Origin of the sequence: Herbaspirillum sp. NPDC101397 (genome assembly GCF_044767325.1) — a bacterium.
Lineage (GTDB): Bacteria > Pseudomonadota > Gammaproteobacteria > Burkholderiales > Burkholderiaceae_D > Herbaspirillum.
In genome coordinates this window covers 25,933-41,676 of record NZ_JBIWNS010000004.1, presented here as the reverse complement: position 1 = coordinate 41,676, position 15,744 = coordinate 25,933, and the positions used below count along the sequence as shown (strand labels likewise).

The following is a 15,744-nucleotide window of genomic DNA, read 5'->3' as shown; positions in this document are numbered from 1 at the left end:
GACAGAATCGCCCGCCGCCTATCCTTAGCGAAGAATGTGAGTGGAAAATGGGTAAAGTAACCGGCTTTATGGAATATGAGCGCCTGAAAGAGGCGAGCGAAGCGCCGCAGTCGCGCATGAAGCACTACAAGGAATTCGTCCTGCACCTGGGCGACGCGGAAGCTAAAGTGCAAGGCGCACGCTGCATGGATTGCGGCATCCCGTTCTGCAACAACGGCTGCCCGGTCAACAATATCATTCCCGACTGGAACGACCTGGTCTATCGCGGCGACTACAAGGAAGCGCTGGACACGCTGCACTCGACCAACAACTTCCCTGAGTTCACCGGCCGCATCTGCCCGGCGCCGTGCGAATCCGCCTGCACGCTCGGCATCAACAGCGACGCTGTCGGCATCAAGTCGATCGAGCATTTCATCATCGACAAGGGCTGGGAAAACGGCTGGGTCACGCCGCAACCGGCCGCCGTCAAGACCGGCAAGAAAGTCGCCGTGGTCGGCTCCGGTCCCGCCGGCATGGCCGCCGCACAACAGCTGGCGCGCGCCGGCCATGACGTCACCGTGTTCGAAAAGAACGATCGCGTCGGCGGCCTGCTGCGTTACGGCATCCCCGACTTCAAGATGGAAAAGTCGCACATCGACCTGCGCGTCGAACAGATGCAAGCCGAAGGCGTCGTCTTCCGCACCAGCACCTTGGTGGGCAAGGATTTTCCGGCCAACATCACCAACTGGTCCAAGGAAACGGTTTCGCCTGACGACCTGAAGAAAGACTTTGACGCCGTCGTCATCGCCGGCGGTGCAGAACTGCCACGCGACTTGCCGGTGCCGGGCCGTGAATTGAAGGGCGTGCATTTCGCCATGGAATTCCTGCCGCTGCAAAACAAGGTCAACGCCGGCGACAAGCTCAAGGGCCAGATCATGGCGACCGACAAGCACGTGGTCGTGATCGGCGGCGGCGATACCGGTTCCGACTGCGTCGGTACCTCGAACCGTCACGGCGCTGCTTCGGTGGCCCAGTTCGAACTGATGCCGCAACCGCCGGAAACGGAAAACAAGCCGATGGTCTGGCCGTACTGGCCAACCAAGCTGCGCACGTCGTCGTCGCATGAAGAAGGTTGCGACCGCGATTGGGCAGTGGCGACCAAGCGTCTGGAAGGCAAGAACGGCAAAGTTGAAAAGCTGATCGCCGCGCGCGTCGAATGGAAGGACGGCAAAATGCAGGAAGTGCCGAACTCCGAATTCGAAATGAAGGCTGACCTGGTGCTGCTGGCCATGGGCTTCGTCTCGCCGGTGCAGCAAGTACTGGAATCGTTCGGTGTCGACAAGGACCAACGCGGCAACGTCAAGGCGACAACTGACGGCGAAGGCTGCTACAAGACTTCGGTCGACAAGGTGTTTGCCGCAGGCGACATGCGCCGCGGCCAGTCGCTGGTGGTCTGGGCGATCCGTGAAGGCCGTCAATGCGCACGCGCCGTCGATGAGTTCCTGATGGGTTCTTCGGTGCTGCCGCGCTGATACGACACTGTAAAAAGCGAACGCAGTAAAAAAGCCGGATTGACGAAAGTCTCTCCGGCTTTTTTACTTTGAAGCTCAGCCGCAGGATGAGTGCGGGGGACGGAAATCAGCCGGGTGTCAGCCCGGATCAGCCTTGCTCAAGTACAATTGAATTTCACTTTTCAGACAGGGCCTGTCGTCGCTCCTGCCGACGATAACCGAAGAACAACATGACCACCCCGATTCGCTACAGCATCACCTCCAACGACTGCGCCGCCCACGTGTTCGACGTCACCCTGACAGTCGATGCGCCGGCTGCCGACGGCCAGGTATTTTCCTTGCCGGCGTGGATTCCTGGCAGCTACATGATTCGCGAATTCGCGCGCAACATCGTCCAGATCCGCGGCGAAGCCGGCGGCAAGAAAGTCGCGCTGCGGAAACTCGACAAACATACCTGGCGCGCCGCACCGTGCACTGGTCCACTGACGCTGAACTATCAGGTCTACGCCTGGGACTTGTCGGTGCGCACCGCGCATCTGGACCAGACCCATGCGTTCTTCAACGGCACCAGCGTGTTCCTGCGCGTGGAAGGGCAGGAGCAGTCGCAACATATTGTCGACATCCGCCGTCCGGACGGCGACGCCTACAAGCGCTGGCGCGTGGCGACGTCCCTGCCCGAACTCAAGGCCAGGCGTTATGGCTTCGGCACCTATGTCGCCGGCGATTACGACGAGCTGATCGATCATCCGGTCGAGCTTGGCGACTTCGCGCTGGCCACGTTCACGGCACATGGCGTGCCGCACGACATCGTCATCACCGGCAATGTGCCGAACCTGGATCTGGCGCGCTTGTCCGCCGATCTCAAGAAGATTTGTGAAGCGCAGATTGCCTTCTTTGAACCGAAAAGCAAGCGCGCGCCGATGTCGCGCTACGTTTTCATGACCATGGTTGTCGGCGATGGCTACGGTGGTCTGGAGCATCGCGCATCGACCGCGCTGATCTGCGCGCGCAGCGATCTGCCGGTCAAGGGCAGGGCGGAATCGACCGATGGCTATCGCACCTATCTCGGCTTGTGCAGCCACGAATATTTCCACACCTGGAACGTCAAGCGCATCAAGCCGGCGATATTCGCGCCGTATGATTTGCGGGAAGAGGGTTACACCTCGCTGCTGTGGCTGTTCGAGGGTTTTACCAGTTATTACGACGATCTGTTCCTGGTGCGCACCGGCCTGATCGATACGCCGGATTATCTGAAGATGCTGTCGAAGACCACCAATGGCGTCTTGCGCGGCAGCGGCCGTCGCAAGCAGAGCGTGGCCGAGTCAAGCTTTGACGCCTGGGTCAAATACTATCGCCAGGATGAAAACGCGCCGAACGCGATCGTCAGCTATTACACCAAGGGGTCGCTGGTGGCGCTGGGTCTCGACCTGACGATCCGCGCCGAAACCAACGGCCGCAAATCGCTGGACGATGTGATGCTGGCGCTGTGGCAGCGCTTCGGCCGTGATTTCTATAGTCGCAAGGGCGGCAAGGGCGTCGGTGAGGAAGATGCGGAGGCCTTGTTCGAAGAAGTCAGCGGCGTGAAGCTGAAGCGTTTCTTTGATCGTTATATCCGCGGTACCGAAGATGTGCCGCTGGAGCAGCTGGTGGCGCCGTTCGGCATCACCTATGCTGACGTGCGCAACGACGTCAGACCGGGCATGAACGTCCGTGTGACGCGCGATGGCGGCGACGCCAAGCTTGCCAGTGTGTATGAAGGCGGAGCAGGGCAGCGCGCCGGGTTGTCGGCGGGCGATCGCCTGGTGGCGCTGGATGGCGTACGTATTCCAGCGGCAGGCATGGACGGCTTGCTGGCGCGTTACAACGAGAATGACGTAGTCGACTTGCACGTATTCCGGCGTGACGAGCTGATGTGTTTCAAGGTCAAGCTGAAGAATGACGGCGCGCCGCAAGTAACGCTGACGGCGCAAGACAAGCCGGTTGCTTTGGTACGCAAGCGCAAGGCGTGGTTGGGACGGTAGTCCTGGTGATGGCGTCGGCTTGTTGCCGACGCCGGGCCTATGCTGGAAATGCAGGCAATAAAAAACCCGCCGAAGCGGGTTTTTTATTGCTGCTGAGCTTGACTGAATCGAAGATTACTTCGCTTCAGCGTCGCCTGCTGCAGGCGTTTCGCCTTCAGCTTCGACCTTGCCTGCCGGTACCGAAGCGGTAGCAACTGTCAGGTTTTCTTGCGAAACAGCAGTCACGCCGTTTGGCAGCTTCAGGTCAGCCAAGTGGATCGAGTGGCCGACTTCCAGCTTCGCCAGATCGACGGAAACGAATTCCGGCAGATCCTTAGGCAGGCAGGAGATGTCCAGTTCGGTCATGACGTGGCTGATGATGCCCGACGACAGCTTGACGGCTGGCGAGACTTCAGCGTTCACGAAGTGCAGAGGCACCTTGACGTGGATCTTTTGCGATGCATCGACGCGTTGGAAGTCAACGTGCAGAACCAGTTGCTTGTATGCGTGGACTTGGAAGTCGCGCAGCAGAACTTGTTCAACCTTGCCTTCGATTTCCAGGTCGAGGATCGACGAGTGGAAGGCTTCTTTCTTCAACGCGTGGTACAGCGCGTTGTGGTCCAGAGCGATGTTCAGCGGTGCAGCTGTGCCACCGTAGACGATGGCTGGTGTTTGACCAGCAATACGCAGGCGGCGGCTCGCTCCGGTCCCCTGCTCTTTGCGTGGAAATGCGATAACTTTCATGTGAAACTCCAAAGGTTGCGGGACTGTCGTCTCGCGTTAAAAATCCCCCGCGACCAGGGGATTCAAGGATCCCGTCATTTTCATGACGGGATTAAAACTGAAACTGAAAACTTATTCTGCAAACAGCGACATCACCGAGTCGCCCTTGCTGATGCGCTTGAACGTCTCGGCCAGCAGGCTGGCGCAAGTCAGTTGGCGAATCTTGCCGCAGGCCTTGGCGGCGTCCGACAGCGGAATCGTGTCGGTGACGACCAGCTCGTCCAGCGGCGAATTGGCGATGCGATCCAGCGCCGGGCCGGACAGCACAGGGTGCGTACAGTAGGCGACGACTTTCTTGGCGCCGCGCTCTTTCAACACTTCGGCGGCCTTGGTCAGCGTGCCGGCGGTGTCGACCATGTCATCCATGATCACGCAGTTGCGGCCTTCGACTTCGCCGATGATGTTCATGACTTCCGACACGTTCGCCTTCGGGCGGCGCTTGTCGATGATCGCCAGGTCGCAGCCGAGGCGCTTGGCCAGGGCACGGGCGCGCACCACGCCGCCGACGTCAGGCGACACGACCAGCAGGTCGTCGTAGTTCTTGCTCACCAGGTCGCCCAGCAAAATCGGCGATGCATAGATGTTGTCGACCGGAATGTCGAAGAAGCCTTGAATCTGGTCGGCGTGCAGGTCCATGATCAGGACGCGTTCAACGCCGGCTTCCTGCAGCATGTTGGCGACGACTTTTGCCGAAATCGCAACACGGGCGGAGCGTGGACGGCGGTCCTGGCGCGCATAGCCGTAGTAAGGAATCGCGGCGGTGATGCGACCGGCCGATGCGCGCTTGAGCGCGTCGACCATGATCATGATTTCCATCAGGTTGTCGTTGGTCGGTGCGCAGGTGGACTGCAGCACGAAGACGTCTTTGCCGCGGACGTTTTCGTTGATCTCGACCATCACTTCACCGTCGGAGAACTTCGACACATTGGCCTTGCCCAGAGGGATACCGAGTTTTTCAACGACGCCTTGCGCCAGTTCTGGATTGGCGCTGCCGGTAAAAACCATCAGGTTTTCGTTTGCCATGTGGGTATCCCTGAATGCAATCGTTTAAAAGTCGAAAAGCCGACAATGCTCGACTTGTACAGTCTTGCGTTGGCGGCTTATCTCTTTGGCTTTTCTATTTCTTGATGGGCGCTTCACTATTGCCCAAATTTAATGGCAGGGGAACAAGGATTCGAACCTTGGAATGCTGGAATCAAAATCCAGTGCCTTAACCAACTTGGCGATTCCCCTACGCAATCTGCTGTCTGTCGCCGAACGATCCGCTGCGCTTCTGCCTGCATCGTCTGTCATTCGCCGTCAAACCAATTCTTGGCTACGACTTCGTCAAATGGGCGAGAGGATGTTCCTGCATCGCTTTGGCTTTCCATCCGATCCATTGTGAAGGCATCTGCTTCAGCACTTCGTCGGCCTGATGTTCATGTTCAAAAGCACAGAACACACAAGCGCCGGATCCGGTCATCCTTGCATTTCCAAATGTCTTGAGCCACTTGATGGCTTCAGCGACAGGAGAAAACTGCTTGGCAGCCACCACTTCTAAGTCGTTTTTTCCGAAGTCGCTGTAAAGAAGATTATGCGCTTCAGGAAAGTCCGTTATTTTGACCACTTTCGTATCCCTTGTCAATTCCTGCGACGAAAAAATTATCGCGGTGGGAATCGACACGCCCGGTTCGATCACCACGAACCAGCAATCTACAGTTTTCACAGGCAAAAGGTCTTCGCCGACGCCTTCGGCGAAAGCATTGCCGCCGAACACGAAAAACGGCACGTCGGCGCCCAGCTGCAGGCCCAGCGCCATTAATTGCGCGCGCGTCAGGCCGGTTTGCCACAGGTGATTGAGCGCGATCAGCGTCGTCGCGGCGTCCGATGAACCGCCGCCGAGACCGCCGCCCATGGGCAATTGCTTGCGCACGGCGATATCGGCACCCAGCCCGGGGTTGCCGCTCGCCGCCTGCAACAGGCGTGCGGCGCGCACCACCAGGTCGGTATCGGCAGGTACGCCCGGGATGTCGTTGGTGCGATGGATGACGCCGTCGTCGCGCACAGTGAAATCCAGCGCGTCGCTGCGATCGACCAGCTGGAACACTGTTTGCAGCAGATGATAGCCATCCGCGCGGCGGCCGGTCACGTGCAGGAACAGGTTCAGTTTGGCCGGGGCGGGGCAGTCGAAAAGGCTTGCGGGCATGGAATGATTCTGGAAAGCGAAGGGAGGACGTCAAAACGCCGGCGGCTTCGTGATTATTGAGTGCTGGTGTTTTTCCAACTGTCGATCACGATGCGGATGGCAACCGGACCGGCTTGTTTTGTCTCACGCGCCAGGTCGATGCGTTTGGGATGGTTGGAGACGGTGTTGGCCGCGCCTTCCTGCCATTCGCCGTAGCTCAGGCTCCAACCGTCGCGCGTCGTCTGGCGCACGGTGTCGGCGGTTGGCTGGGCTACGAACAGTTTGCCGTCGGCGCCGCGTCCGAAGCCTTGCAGCCAGTCGCGCAGGCCTGAAATCGGCAAGGGCCAGCCCAGCGCCTGTTCGGTGAGAATGTCGACATCGGCGGCGGTCATCGGCGGCTTGCCCGATTGTGTCAATACGGCAATGCCGGGCTTGATGTCGATCGTCGCCAGAGTTTGTCCCAGCGGCGACAACAAGGTCACGACGACATGGCGCGCGCTCTGGTTCCAGGTGAAACTGCCGTGTACGGCCTGCTCGCGCCCCTCCTGTTCATAGCGCACCGATAGCCGGCCGCCGAGATCGATGGCGTCGCTGTAGCGGCGCTCCAGTGCGGGACCGTTGTCTTTGCCGTCTTGCGGAGAGAGGCTGGCGCAACCGGCGGCCAGCAGCACCAGGCCGCTTGCGGCCGCATGTTTGAATAATCGCATCATGAGCTGTAATCGCATTCTTGCATCAAGATCAGCATTACAACTGCACCTTGAGGCGATCCAGCGTGCTCTTCAGGACGTCGTTCTTCGGATCTTTCGACTGGGCTTCGCGCCACAGGCGCTTGGCTTCGTCCTGCTTGCCGCGCGCCCACAAGATTTCTCCGAGGTGGATGCCGATTTCCGGATCGGGACGCAGGGCGTAGGCGCGGCGCAATTCCTTTTCGGCTTCGTCGAGGTTGCCCAGGCGGAATTCCGCCCAGCCCAGGCTGTCGGCGATGAAGGCGTCTTCCGGCGCCAGTTGTACCGCCTTCTTGATCAGCGTGACTGCTTCCGGCAGGCGGATATTGCGATCGGCGAACGAATAGCCGAGCGCGTTATAGGCGTGCTGGTTGTTGGGGGTCAGCTCGATGATTTTGCGTAGCGCAGTTTCCATGTCCTGGTAGTTACCGGTCTTGTCGGTGACCATGGCGTAGTCGTACAGCAGGTCGGTGCTTTCGGGGAAGCGCTTGAGTCCTGCCGACAGTACGTCGGCGGCATCCTGGTAGCGCTCGCCGTCACGCAGGACCTGGGCTTCGCCCTGGATCAGCTGCATTTGTTCACGGTCGTTGCCGGCTTCGGCTTGCGCCTGCTGCAATACGGCGCGGGCGCCGTTGATGTCGCCGCGCTTGACCAGCAACTGGGCGCGACGGATCTGCACATTGATATAGGCTTCGCCAGGTTCGACCTGCTCCAGCCATTTGAGCGCGGCCGGGATGTCGTTGCGTTCTTCGGCGATCTGCGACAGCAGCAGCAGCGCCTGGGTCGGGTCGCGCTCATCTTCGGGCTGGGTGGCCAGCACCTGGAGATAGCGTTTGAGGTAAGTCTCAGCCTCAGGCAGATGATTGGTCTGCACATTGAGGATGCCCAGCGCGAACAAGGTGGTCAGATCTTCCTGATCGTCTTTCAGCAAAACCTGGAACTGGCTGCGTGCCTGTTCGAACTGCTTCTGTTCAACCAGGCCGCGCGCATAGGCGATGCGGACTTCGCGCGCGTCGGGATATTTTTTCAGGAAATCAGCCACCAGCTTCATGGCTTCCGCCGGATCCTGGGTGACTTGCGCCAGCGTCAGGATCGCCAGCTCGGAATCCGGCTTGAGCTTGAGCGCCTGATTGGCTTCGTCGCGCGCGCGCACTGCATCGCGGTTGGCGAATGCGCCTTGAGACAGGGCGAGATGAGTTTCAACCAGGTTCGGATACGGTGTAGTCACCGCTTGCAGGATGTTGAATGCAGCGGTCTTGTCGCGCGCACGGCTGAGCAAACGCTGGATTTGCAGGATCATCGGGCCGCGCGCCTGCGGGGCGGCTTCGGCCAGGCGTTGGGTCAAGAGCGGCTGGATTTCGCCGATGTTGTCGCCCAACATGATCAGGCCCAGGTAATTTTGCAGCGCTTCATCCGAATGCGGCGCCAGTTCAGTCCAGAGGCGCACGGCGGCCAGCGCTTCGTTGGGGCGCCGCGCCGCCAGGGCGATTTCGGCGGCGCGTTTGGCCAGGCGCGGATCGCGGGTTTGCTGCGCCGTGCCCAGCAGGGTCACGTAAGCAGCTTGCCATTGGCCGCGCTGGAAGGCGATTTCGGAACTGAGGATCTTGAACAGGATTTCTTCGCTCAGCTCGGCCGGCGGCACCACGTCTTCCGGCTGCTGGGCCTTGGCCTTCGCTTGTCCCTTGCGCGCCGACGAGGCTTTGACCAGGGTTTGTTTCTTGCCGCTCGCAGCGGGAGCCGCATCGGTCTCGCTGGGTTGCTGCAGGCTTGCGCATGCCGAAAGCATGAGAGAGAGCGTTACAATGGCGAGAGGTTTTTTCAAGTGTAATCCTGGGGTGATCTGGAAATAATCCGGCAAGAACGAGCGAGCGGGCAGGCAAATATTAATTTTACGCCCAACCGCATGTTTCTTGGTGTAAGCGAGTGTAAACCATCTGCCTGCATGTGCCTTATCATAGCTGTCCATGGCCGTCTTGCGTTTACCCACCCGCGTCCTTATTTACGACTCTATTGTTTTCCCGACAGCCAGTTCCGCTCAGCCAGAGAAGTCATCGTTCCATGCCCGAATTACCAGAAGTAGAAGTCACCCGGCGCGGCGTCGCTCCCCATCTCGAGGGGCAGACGGTTGCGGGCGTGGTGACGCGCCACAGCGGATTGCGCTGGCCGTTTCCCGCCGACCTGAACGAGTTGGTGGCCGGATGCGTGATCCGGTCGACCGGACGCCGCGGCAAATATCTGCTGATCAATTTCGACCACGGCACCTTGATCGTGCATCTTGGCATGTCGGGGCATCTTCGCATTTTGCCGCCCGGCATCGTGCCGCAAAAGCACGACCATTTCGACCTGATGGTCGGCAAGCCGGTCAGGAGCGTCATGCGCATGACCGACCCGCGTCGCTTTGGCGCCGTCCTGTGGCATGACAACGCCGACGGCGACATCGAGGAGCACACCTTGCTGCGCGGGCTCGGGCTGGAGCCGCTGGAAGACAAATTCTCCGCCCGCGAGCTGCATCGCCAGACGCGCAACCGGAGTGCGCCGATCAAGCAGGTGCTGTTGGCCGGCGACATCGTGGTGGGCGTCGGCAACATCTATGCGTCGGAAAGCCTGTTCAAGGCCGGCATCAATCCCAAGACGGCGGCCGGCAAGATCAGCCTGCCGCGCTATGAAAAGCTGGTGACGGCGATCCGCGAAACGCTGGCCGCCGCGATTGAGCAGGGTGGCAGCAGCTTGCGCGACTTCATCGCCGTCAATGGACAGTCGGGTTATTTCCAGCAAAGTTATTTCGTCTACAGCCGCACCGGCGAGGCTTGCCGTATCTGTACCACGCCGATCAGGCAGATCAAGCAGGGCCAGCGTTCCACCTTCTATTGCGTGGTCTGCCAGCGATGAAGCGCGTCCTCAACAACGCCGAGGCGACGCAGGATTTCGCCGACCCGACCTTTTCTGCGGCAGTGATCGGCTGGCAAAAGCAGCACGGCCGCCATGCGCTGCCATGGCAAAACACGCGCGACGCCTATCGCATCTGGCTGTCGGAAATCATGCTGCAGCAGACGCAGGTCACGGCGGTGATTCCCTACTACCAGAAATTCCTGGTGAGTTTCCCCACCGTTGAGAGCCTTGCGGCGGCCTCGTCCGAAGCGGTCATGTCGCATTGGAGCGGACTTGGTTACTACACCCGTGCGCGCAACTTGCATCGCTGCGCGCAGCGCGTGGCGGCGGAATACGGCGGCCGTTTTCCTGATGACCCTGAATTGCTGGCGGACCTGCCCGGCATCGGTCGCTCGACGGCGGCGGCGATCGCTGCGTTTTCCTATGGCAAGCGTGCCGCGATTTTGGACGGCAACGTCAAGCGGGTGTTTGCGCGCGTGTTCGGCGTCGAAGGTTTTCCCGGCGCCAAGGCCGTCGAAGACCTGCTATGGCGACGCGCCGTGGCGCTATTGCCGCAGACCGACATGGAGTCCTATACGCAAGGATTAATGGATCTCGGTGCGACCTTGTGCGTACGCGGCAAGCCTGCTTGCGACCGCTGCCCACTGGCGCCGCGCTGCGTTGCGCTGGCGACCGGCCGCACGGCGGAACTGCCGGTGCGCAAGCCGAAGAAGGCGGTGCCGGAAAAAGAAACCATGATGCTGGTGGTCAGCGAAGGCAGCGAAGTCCTGCTGGAACTGCGCCCCGACCGTGGAATCTGGGGCGGCCTGCTGTCCTTGCCGGAACTGCCGCTGAGCGCCGATGCAGATGCCTTCGGCGCTGCGGTGGAGAACGCGATGCAGCCGTTCGGCGCCATTGCGGCGTGCCGTAAGCTGCAGCCGTTTTCGCACGTCTTCACGCATTTCAAACTGCACATTTCACCGTATCAGGTGGTGCTGGAGAAGCGTCGTCCGCACGTCGCCGAATCGGTCCATGTCTGGTATCCGATCGCGCAACTTGCCGATGCGCCGTTGCCGGCGCCGGTCAAGAAGTTATTGTTGGGGGTATTGCAGGCCGACGACTTGCTGAGCTGAGGTCGTCCGCGCTGTTGTTGGTCCTATTGGTCTTGCGTCAGTTGAGCTGGCGATGCCGCACGACGACATTTTCGTGTGCCGCAAAATGTTTCGCCAGCTGTTCGACGATGTACACCGAACGATGCTGGCCGCCGGTGCAGCCGATGGCGACGGTGAGATAACTGCGGTTGTCGCGCTTGAACGACGGCAGCCACTTTTCAACGAAGTTGCGGATGTCGCCGAGCAGATCCTGTACCGCAGGCAAATCCTCGAGGAACTCGATCACCGGCGCATCGCGTCCGGTCAGTGGTCGCAGACGTGCATCGTAATGCGGATTGGGCAGCATGCGCACGTCGAACACCAGATCGGCATCGAGAGGCACACCGAATTTGAAAGCGAAGGATTCGAACAGCACCGTCAGGCTGGCGCGGCTGGTGTCGATCAGATCACGGATCCAGGCGCGCAGCTTGTTGGCGCTCAGGTTGGAGGTGTCGATCACGTGACCGAGGCCTTCGACCACGCTCAGCATCTCGCGCTCCTTGTGGATGCACTCGGTCAGCGTCATGCGATCGCTCGGATTCTGGTTGGGCAGCAGGCGATGCGACAACGGATGGCTGCGGCGCGTTTCGGAAAAGCGCGTGATCAGTGATTCGGTGGTGGCGGTCAGGAAAAATACCTTGACGTCATGGCCCTGGTCTTTCAGCCACTGGATGTCGGGGCCAAGGCCGGCCAGGGAGTCGGCGCTGCGCGCGTCGGTGGCCACGGCCATGGCCTCGTCGCCTTCTTTCTGGCGGGTTTCCACCAGATTGCGCAGCAGGGCCGGCGGCAGATTGTCGACGCAAAAATAGCCGGCGTCTTCCAGTACATGGAGAGCCACTGATTTGCCGGAGCCGGATATGCCGGTAATGAGGACGATACGCATGAGTAGGATGATACCCCAAGCCTGAGTCTACGTTTGAGTATTGGTCAGTATCTTGTCAGCTTAACGCGTGCGCTGTCGTTCTGCACGACGCATAAAAATCTTTACCGGACTTTGCTTTTATTCGCTCGCCGGCTTATTCGCCGTTCATCGCCTTGCGCTGGCGGTCGATGAATTCCTTGAGCGTGTCGATGCCGCGCAATTGGAGAATGGTATTGCGCACCGCCGCTTCCAGCAGCACCGCGATGTTGCGGCCGGCCGCCACGGGGATGACCACTTTGCGGATCGGCAGGCCGAGGACATCTTCGAACTGCGCGTCGAGCGGCAGGCGCTCGTAATTTTCTTCCAGCGTGCTGCGGCGGACCAGGTGCACGATCAGCTTCAGGCGCATTTTGCGGCGCACCGCGGTTTCGCCGAAGATGGCCTTGATGTCGAGCAGGCCCAGGCCGCGCACTTCCAGCAGGTTTTGCAGCAGCGGCGGGCAGCGGCCTTCGATCATGTTGGGGGCGATGCGCGCGAATTCGACGGCATCGTCGGCGACCAGGCCGTGGCTGCGTGAAATCAGTTCCAGACCAAGTTCGCTCTTGCCCAGTCCGGATTCGCCGGTAATCAGCACGCCCACGCCGAGCACGTCCATGAAGACGCCGTGCATGGTGATCTGTTGTGCCAGTTTTTTGGACAGGTAGACGCGCAGGTAATCGATGACTTGCGCGGCCGGCAGCGGGGTCGAGAACAATGGGATGTTTTTTTCGTCGCAGATCGCCAGGATGTCGGGCGGTGTCGCCAGGCCCTGCGCGATGATGAAGGCGGGCGGTTCGCCGGCCACCAACTCTGCGGTTTGATAGGCGCGCGAGGTGTTCGACAGGCGTTGGTAGTACTCGGTTTCCTGGTGGCCGAAGACTTGGATGCGGCCGGGGTGGATCAGATTCAGATGGCCGACTTGGTCGGCGGCGGAGGCGGCGTCGCCGGAGATCAGGCGTTCACCGCCGGGGAAACCGGCAAACCAGCCCAGTTGCAACGATTCGCGATTTTCTTCATACAGTTGCTGTATCGATAACGCGGTAAATGAGGGCATGGGTCTCCGATTCCGATAGGGCGGTCAATGGCGTGGTTGAAGCTGTATGAGCAACCGTTGCGAACACATCGCATCGTTCGCAGCGCTTCGTTTAATTGGTTTTTTCCAGCGACGGCTGCCAGGTCACCAGGCGCGAATAGACCGACGCCTGGTCCGGGTCGGAGATCAATTCATTACGGAAGGCGTTGTCCGAAAACATCTCTGCAATTTCGGACAGGATTTCCAGATGCTGCTGAGTGACGTTGTCAGGAATGAGCAGGAAGATCAGCAGCTTGACCGGTTCGCCGTCGGGCGACTCGAAAGGAATCGGCTCGGCCAGACGCATGAACAGCGCCAGCGGTGCTTTCAGCCCCTTGATGCGGCCGTGCGGAACGGCGACGCCGTGACCCAGTCCTGTGGAACCGAGTCGTTCGCGGGCAAACAGGTTTTCGGAAACAGTCGAGCGGGCGATGCCGCTGTTGTTTTCAAAGGTAAGTCCGGCTTGTTCGAATGCTCGTTTTTTGCTGGAGACTTCCAGATCCAGAATGACGTTCTCCGGGGAGAGGATTTTTGCAAGATTTGTCATGACACAAGAAGGCGCTAGATAGGCTTTTGTGCAGGATTATAGGCTTCTTTGGGAGTTACGCAATGAATTCCGGCGTTGCTTCAATGCAAACAACAGTATTGCCGGGAAGAAGCGCAGCAAGCCGCCGCAGCGGCGCGACAGGCTTGCCTTGCAGGGGAAATGCCCGGCTTGAAATACCATCCCGGATTACATCTCGATGCGACCAAAAACCAGCAATACGTCGCCACTGTTCTTGTTCGACGACAGACGCGGAACGTAAGCGAACATGACCTTGGCTTTCTTGGTGCCGATCGAGGCCAACGGCAGGGGTACCGGGAATGGCACGCCGCCGAAATAATCCTGACGGCTCATCAGCATGGCGGTGCCGCCGATGCCCACCTCCAACGGTGTGCGGCCAATCGGATAGACCCATTCATAAGCGTAACCGGCCATGATTTGCGGGTGGCGATGTGAATCCTTGAGTACAAAGCCGTACAGCGACTCGTCGTTGCCGCGTTCGTTACGCATGGTCTTGCCGTAGCCGAGACCCCAAGCGTGCTCGTTCAGTTGGTCGAGCTTTTCCTTGGTATAGGTGCTGCGGCCGTGATGGGCCAGTCCGGAAACATAGATCGCGTCGTCCCCCTTGTCGACGATTTCCGAGGCGTGATCCTTGATGGATTGCCACCAGCTGAATTCGTCACTCTGTTGCGCCATGGCGGGTAGCGAGGTCGCAGCGCAGCCAAGTGCGAAGGCGCTGGCGAGCAAGGTGCGGGAGGAGCGAAGGGAGGAAAGTAGTTGGCTCATATTTTTATTGGCTATTTCACTGTTTGTTGATGGTGTCGACAGGCGATTGCAATCGGCGCTGCACAAACCAAATTGATAAATGCGATTGCTGCCGGCAGGAAACTGACCAGATTTCTTCGCCGTAAAAAAATCGACGTGGCAATGCCCGGGACGAGCGTTGAGCATTGCCTGGCGATGGAGTCGAGAGTGAGACAGGATCATTGCACAAGAAGTTTTATGCAATGCGGATAAATCGTTTCAAAATGTTGCGGCGGAAATGCGCGAAAACGCCGCCTGCCGCGAGGACAGGGCGTTACGGCAAAAGCTTTGGAATGTCATGGTTTTGTAACAAAAAACCGGCAGCGCCTGAAAAAGCGCTGCCGCTGACAGCCTTACTGCCGCGCGTTGCGCAGGTTGGAAGGTGCACGCGCGGCCGAAAAATTGCTACGCCACGGATTGATGTCGAGGCCGCCACGACGCGTGTAGCGTGCATAGACTGCAAGTTTTTGCGGACGGCACTGACGCAGCACATCCACAAAAATACGCTCCACGCATTGCTCGTGGAATTCGTTGTGCTCGCGGAAACCGATCAGGTACTTCAGCAGCGCTTCCTGATTGATCGGCGCGCCGACGTAATGGATCTGCACGCTGCCCCAATCCGGCTGGCCGGTGACCGGGCAATTGGATTTGAGCAGATGCGACAGCAGCGTTTCTTCAACCGTGGCTTCATCGTGGTTGGCCGACAGCAACGACGGATTCGGATGGTGATCGACGACTTCGATGTCGAGGCGATCGAGCAGCATGCCGCCGAGTTCGCCCATCTGCAGCGCCGAAAACGCTCCCGGCTCGGTCAGCGTCACCTGCACGCCGGCGCCGGCGGCTGCCGACAGGTCTTTCTGCAAGAGTGCGACCAGAGCTTGCTGGTCGTCCAGTCGTGTCTGGTTAAAGGAGTTCAGATACAGCTTGAACGACTTCGATTCGATGATGTTGGGCGAATCGGCCTGGATCATGAACGTGGCGATGGCGATCTGCGGCTTGCCGCGCTGGTTCAGCCACGACACTTCATACGCGTTCCAGATGTCGACGCCGAAGAACGGCAGCGTGCCCGTCAGGCCGAGTTCGTCGCGCTTGGGCTGGCGTGGAATCGGGAACAGCAGGGACGGATCGTAGGCGTCCGGATAGGCGGACGCCTTGCCCAGCGGCGAAGTGTCGGGAGAGTTGATTGCGTCGGCGTGAGTCATGGTCTTGCTTCCTTCGTGCTTCTCGAATGCTTTGTTGCGT

General features: G+C 59.7%; 14 protein-coding genes and 1 tRNA gene. 4 read left to right on the top strand and 11 right to left on the bottom strand.

Features of this window, described 5'->3' with window-relative positions:
* The first annotated feature begins 47 nt into the window (after window positions 1–47).
* Together ACIROW_RS10685 and ACIROW_RS10680 are read left to right on the top strand one after the other, a co-directional pair.
* Window positions 48–1,511 (top strand): glutamate synthase subunit beta, encoded by a 1,464-nt coding sequence (locus ACIROW_RS10685; RefSeq protein WP_402275061.1) that lies wholly within the window; start codon window positions 48–50, stop codon window positions 1,509–1,511.
* A gap of 209 nt (window positions 1,512–1,720) precedes the next feature.
* Window positions 1,721–3,511 carry a M61 family metallopeptidase gene (locus tag ACIROW_RS10680; protein WP_402275059.1) on the top strand — a complete coding sequence of 597 codons (1,791 nt, stop codon included), beginning with the start codon at window positions 1,721–1,723 and terminating at the stop codon, window positions 3,509–3,511.
* A gap of 114 nt (window positions 3,512–3,625) precedes the next feature.
* On the opposite strand, the gene ACIROW_RS10675 is transcribed toward ACIROW_RS10680, so the two are convergent.
* The 6 genes from ACIROW_RS10675 to ACIROW_RS10650 all read right to left on the bottom strand — a co-directional run bounded on the left by ACIROW_RS10675 (window position 3,626) and on the right by ACIROW_RS10650 (window position 8,948).
* A complete protein-coding gene (locus tag ACIROW_RS10675) occupies window positions 3,626–4,234 on the bottom strand; it encodes a 50S ribosomal protein L25/general stress protein Ctc (protein WP_402275057.1) in 609 nt (202 codons plus the stop codon).
* 111 nt (window positions 4,235–4,345) lie between these two features.
* The gene (locus ACIROW_RS10670; RefSeq protein ID WP_016832843.1) at window positions 4,346–5,296 is read right to left on the bottom strand and encodes a ribose-phosphate pyrophosphokinase; all 951 of its coding nucleotides are present in this window, start codon (window positions 5,294–5,296) and stop codon (window positions 4,346–4,348) included.
* 133 nt (window positions 5,297–5,429) lie between these two features.
* Window positions 5,430–5,506: transfer RNA gene (locus ACIROW_RS10665), tRNA-Gln, on the bottom strand.
* An 82-nt stretch (window positions 5,507–5,588) separates the two neighbouring features.
* On the bottom strand, window positions 5,589–6,458 hold the full coding sequence (gene ispE, locus ACIROW_RS10660; RefSeq protein ID WP_402275054.1) for a 4-(cytidine 5'-diphospho)-2-C-methyl-D-erythritol kinase: 870 nt from the start codon (window positions 6,456–6,458) through the stop codon (window positions 5,589–5,591).
* A gap of 53 nt (window positions 6,459–6,511) precedes the next feature.
* Complete coding sequence (locus ACIROW_RS10655; protein ID WP_402275052.1) at window positions 6,512–7,147, bottom strand: outer membrane lipoprotein LolB; 636 nt, start codon at window positions 7,145–7,147, stop codon at window positions 6,512–6,514.
* A gap of 34 nt (window positions 7,148–7,181) precedes the next feature.
* Window positions 7,182–8,948 (bottom strand): tetratricopeptide repeat protein, encoded by a 1,767-nt coding sequence (locus ACIROW_RS10650; protein WP_402275050.1) that lies wholly within the window; start codon window positions 8,946–8,948, stop codon window positions 7,182–7,184.
* A 272-nt stretch (window positions 8,949–9,220) separates the two neighbouring features.
* Between ACIROW_RS10650 and mutM the strand changes: the two genes are divergently transcribed.
* Both mutM and mutY read left to right on the top strand, forming a co-directional pair.
* Window positions 9,221–10,051 (top strand): bifunctional DNA-formamidopyrimidine glycosylase/DNA-(apurinic or apyrimidinic site) lyase, encoded by an 831-nt coding sequence (mutM, locus tag ACIROW_RS10645; RefSeq protein ID WP_402275047.1) that lies wholly within the window; start codon window positions 9,221–9,223, stop codon window positions 10,049–10,051.
* Window positions 10,048–11,163 (top strand): A/G-specific adenine glycosylase, encoded by a 1,116-nt coding sequence (gene mutY, locus ACIROW_RS10640; RefSeq protein WP_402275044.1) that lies wholly within the window; start codon window positions 10,048–10,050, stop codon window positions 11,161–11,163. The genes mutM and mutY overlap by 4 nt, the downstream gene beginning before the upstream one ends.
* Window positions 11,164–11,200: 37 nt before the next feature.
* On the opposite strand, the gene rapZ is transcribed toward mutY, so the two are convergent.
* From rapZ to queF, 5 genes are all read right to left on the bottom strand, one after another.
* The gene (gene rapZ, locus ACIROW_RS10635) at window positions 11,201–12,064 is read right to left on the bottom strand and encodes an RNase adapter RapZ (RefSeq protein ID WP_402275041.1); all 864 of its coding nucleotides are present in this window, start codon (window positions 12,062–12,064) and stop codon (window positions 11,201–11,203) included.
* A 133-nt stretch (window positions 12,065–12,197) separates the two neighbouring features.
* On the bottom strand, window positions 12,198–13,136 hold the full coding sequence (hprK, locus tag ACIROW_RS10630) for an HPr(Ser) kinase/phosphatase (protein WP_053195082.1): 939 nt from the start codon (window positions 13,134–13,136) through the stop codon (window positions 12,198–12,200).
* A 91-nt stretch (window positions 13,137–13,227) separates the two neighbouring features.
* Window positions 13,228–13,701: a PTS sugar transporter subunit IIA gene (locus ACIROW_RS10625; RefSeq protein WP_016832849.1), complete on the bottom strand. Its 474-nt coding sequence runs from the start codon at window positions 13,699–13,701 to the stop codon at window positions 13,228–13,230.
* A gap of 186 nt (window positions 13,702–13,887) precedes the next feature.
* Window positions 13,888–14,394, bottom strand: a complete 507-nt coding sequence (locus tag ACIROW_RS10620) for a hypothetical protein (protein ID WP_402275934.1) — start codon at window positions 14,392–14,394, stop codon at window positions 13,888–13,890.
* Window positions 14,395–14,855: 461 nt separating this feature from the next.
* Window positions 14,856–15,704, bottom strand: coding sequence for an NADPH-dependent 7-cyano-7-deazaguanine reductase QueF (gene queF / locus ACIROW_RS10615; protein WP_402275037.1), 849 nt, complete (start codon window positions 15,702–15,704; stop codon window positions 14,856–14,858).
* Between the last annotated feature and the right edge of the window lie 40 nt (window positions 15,705–15,744).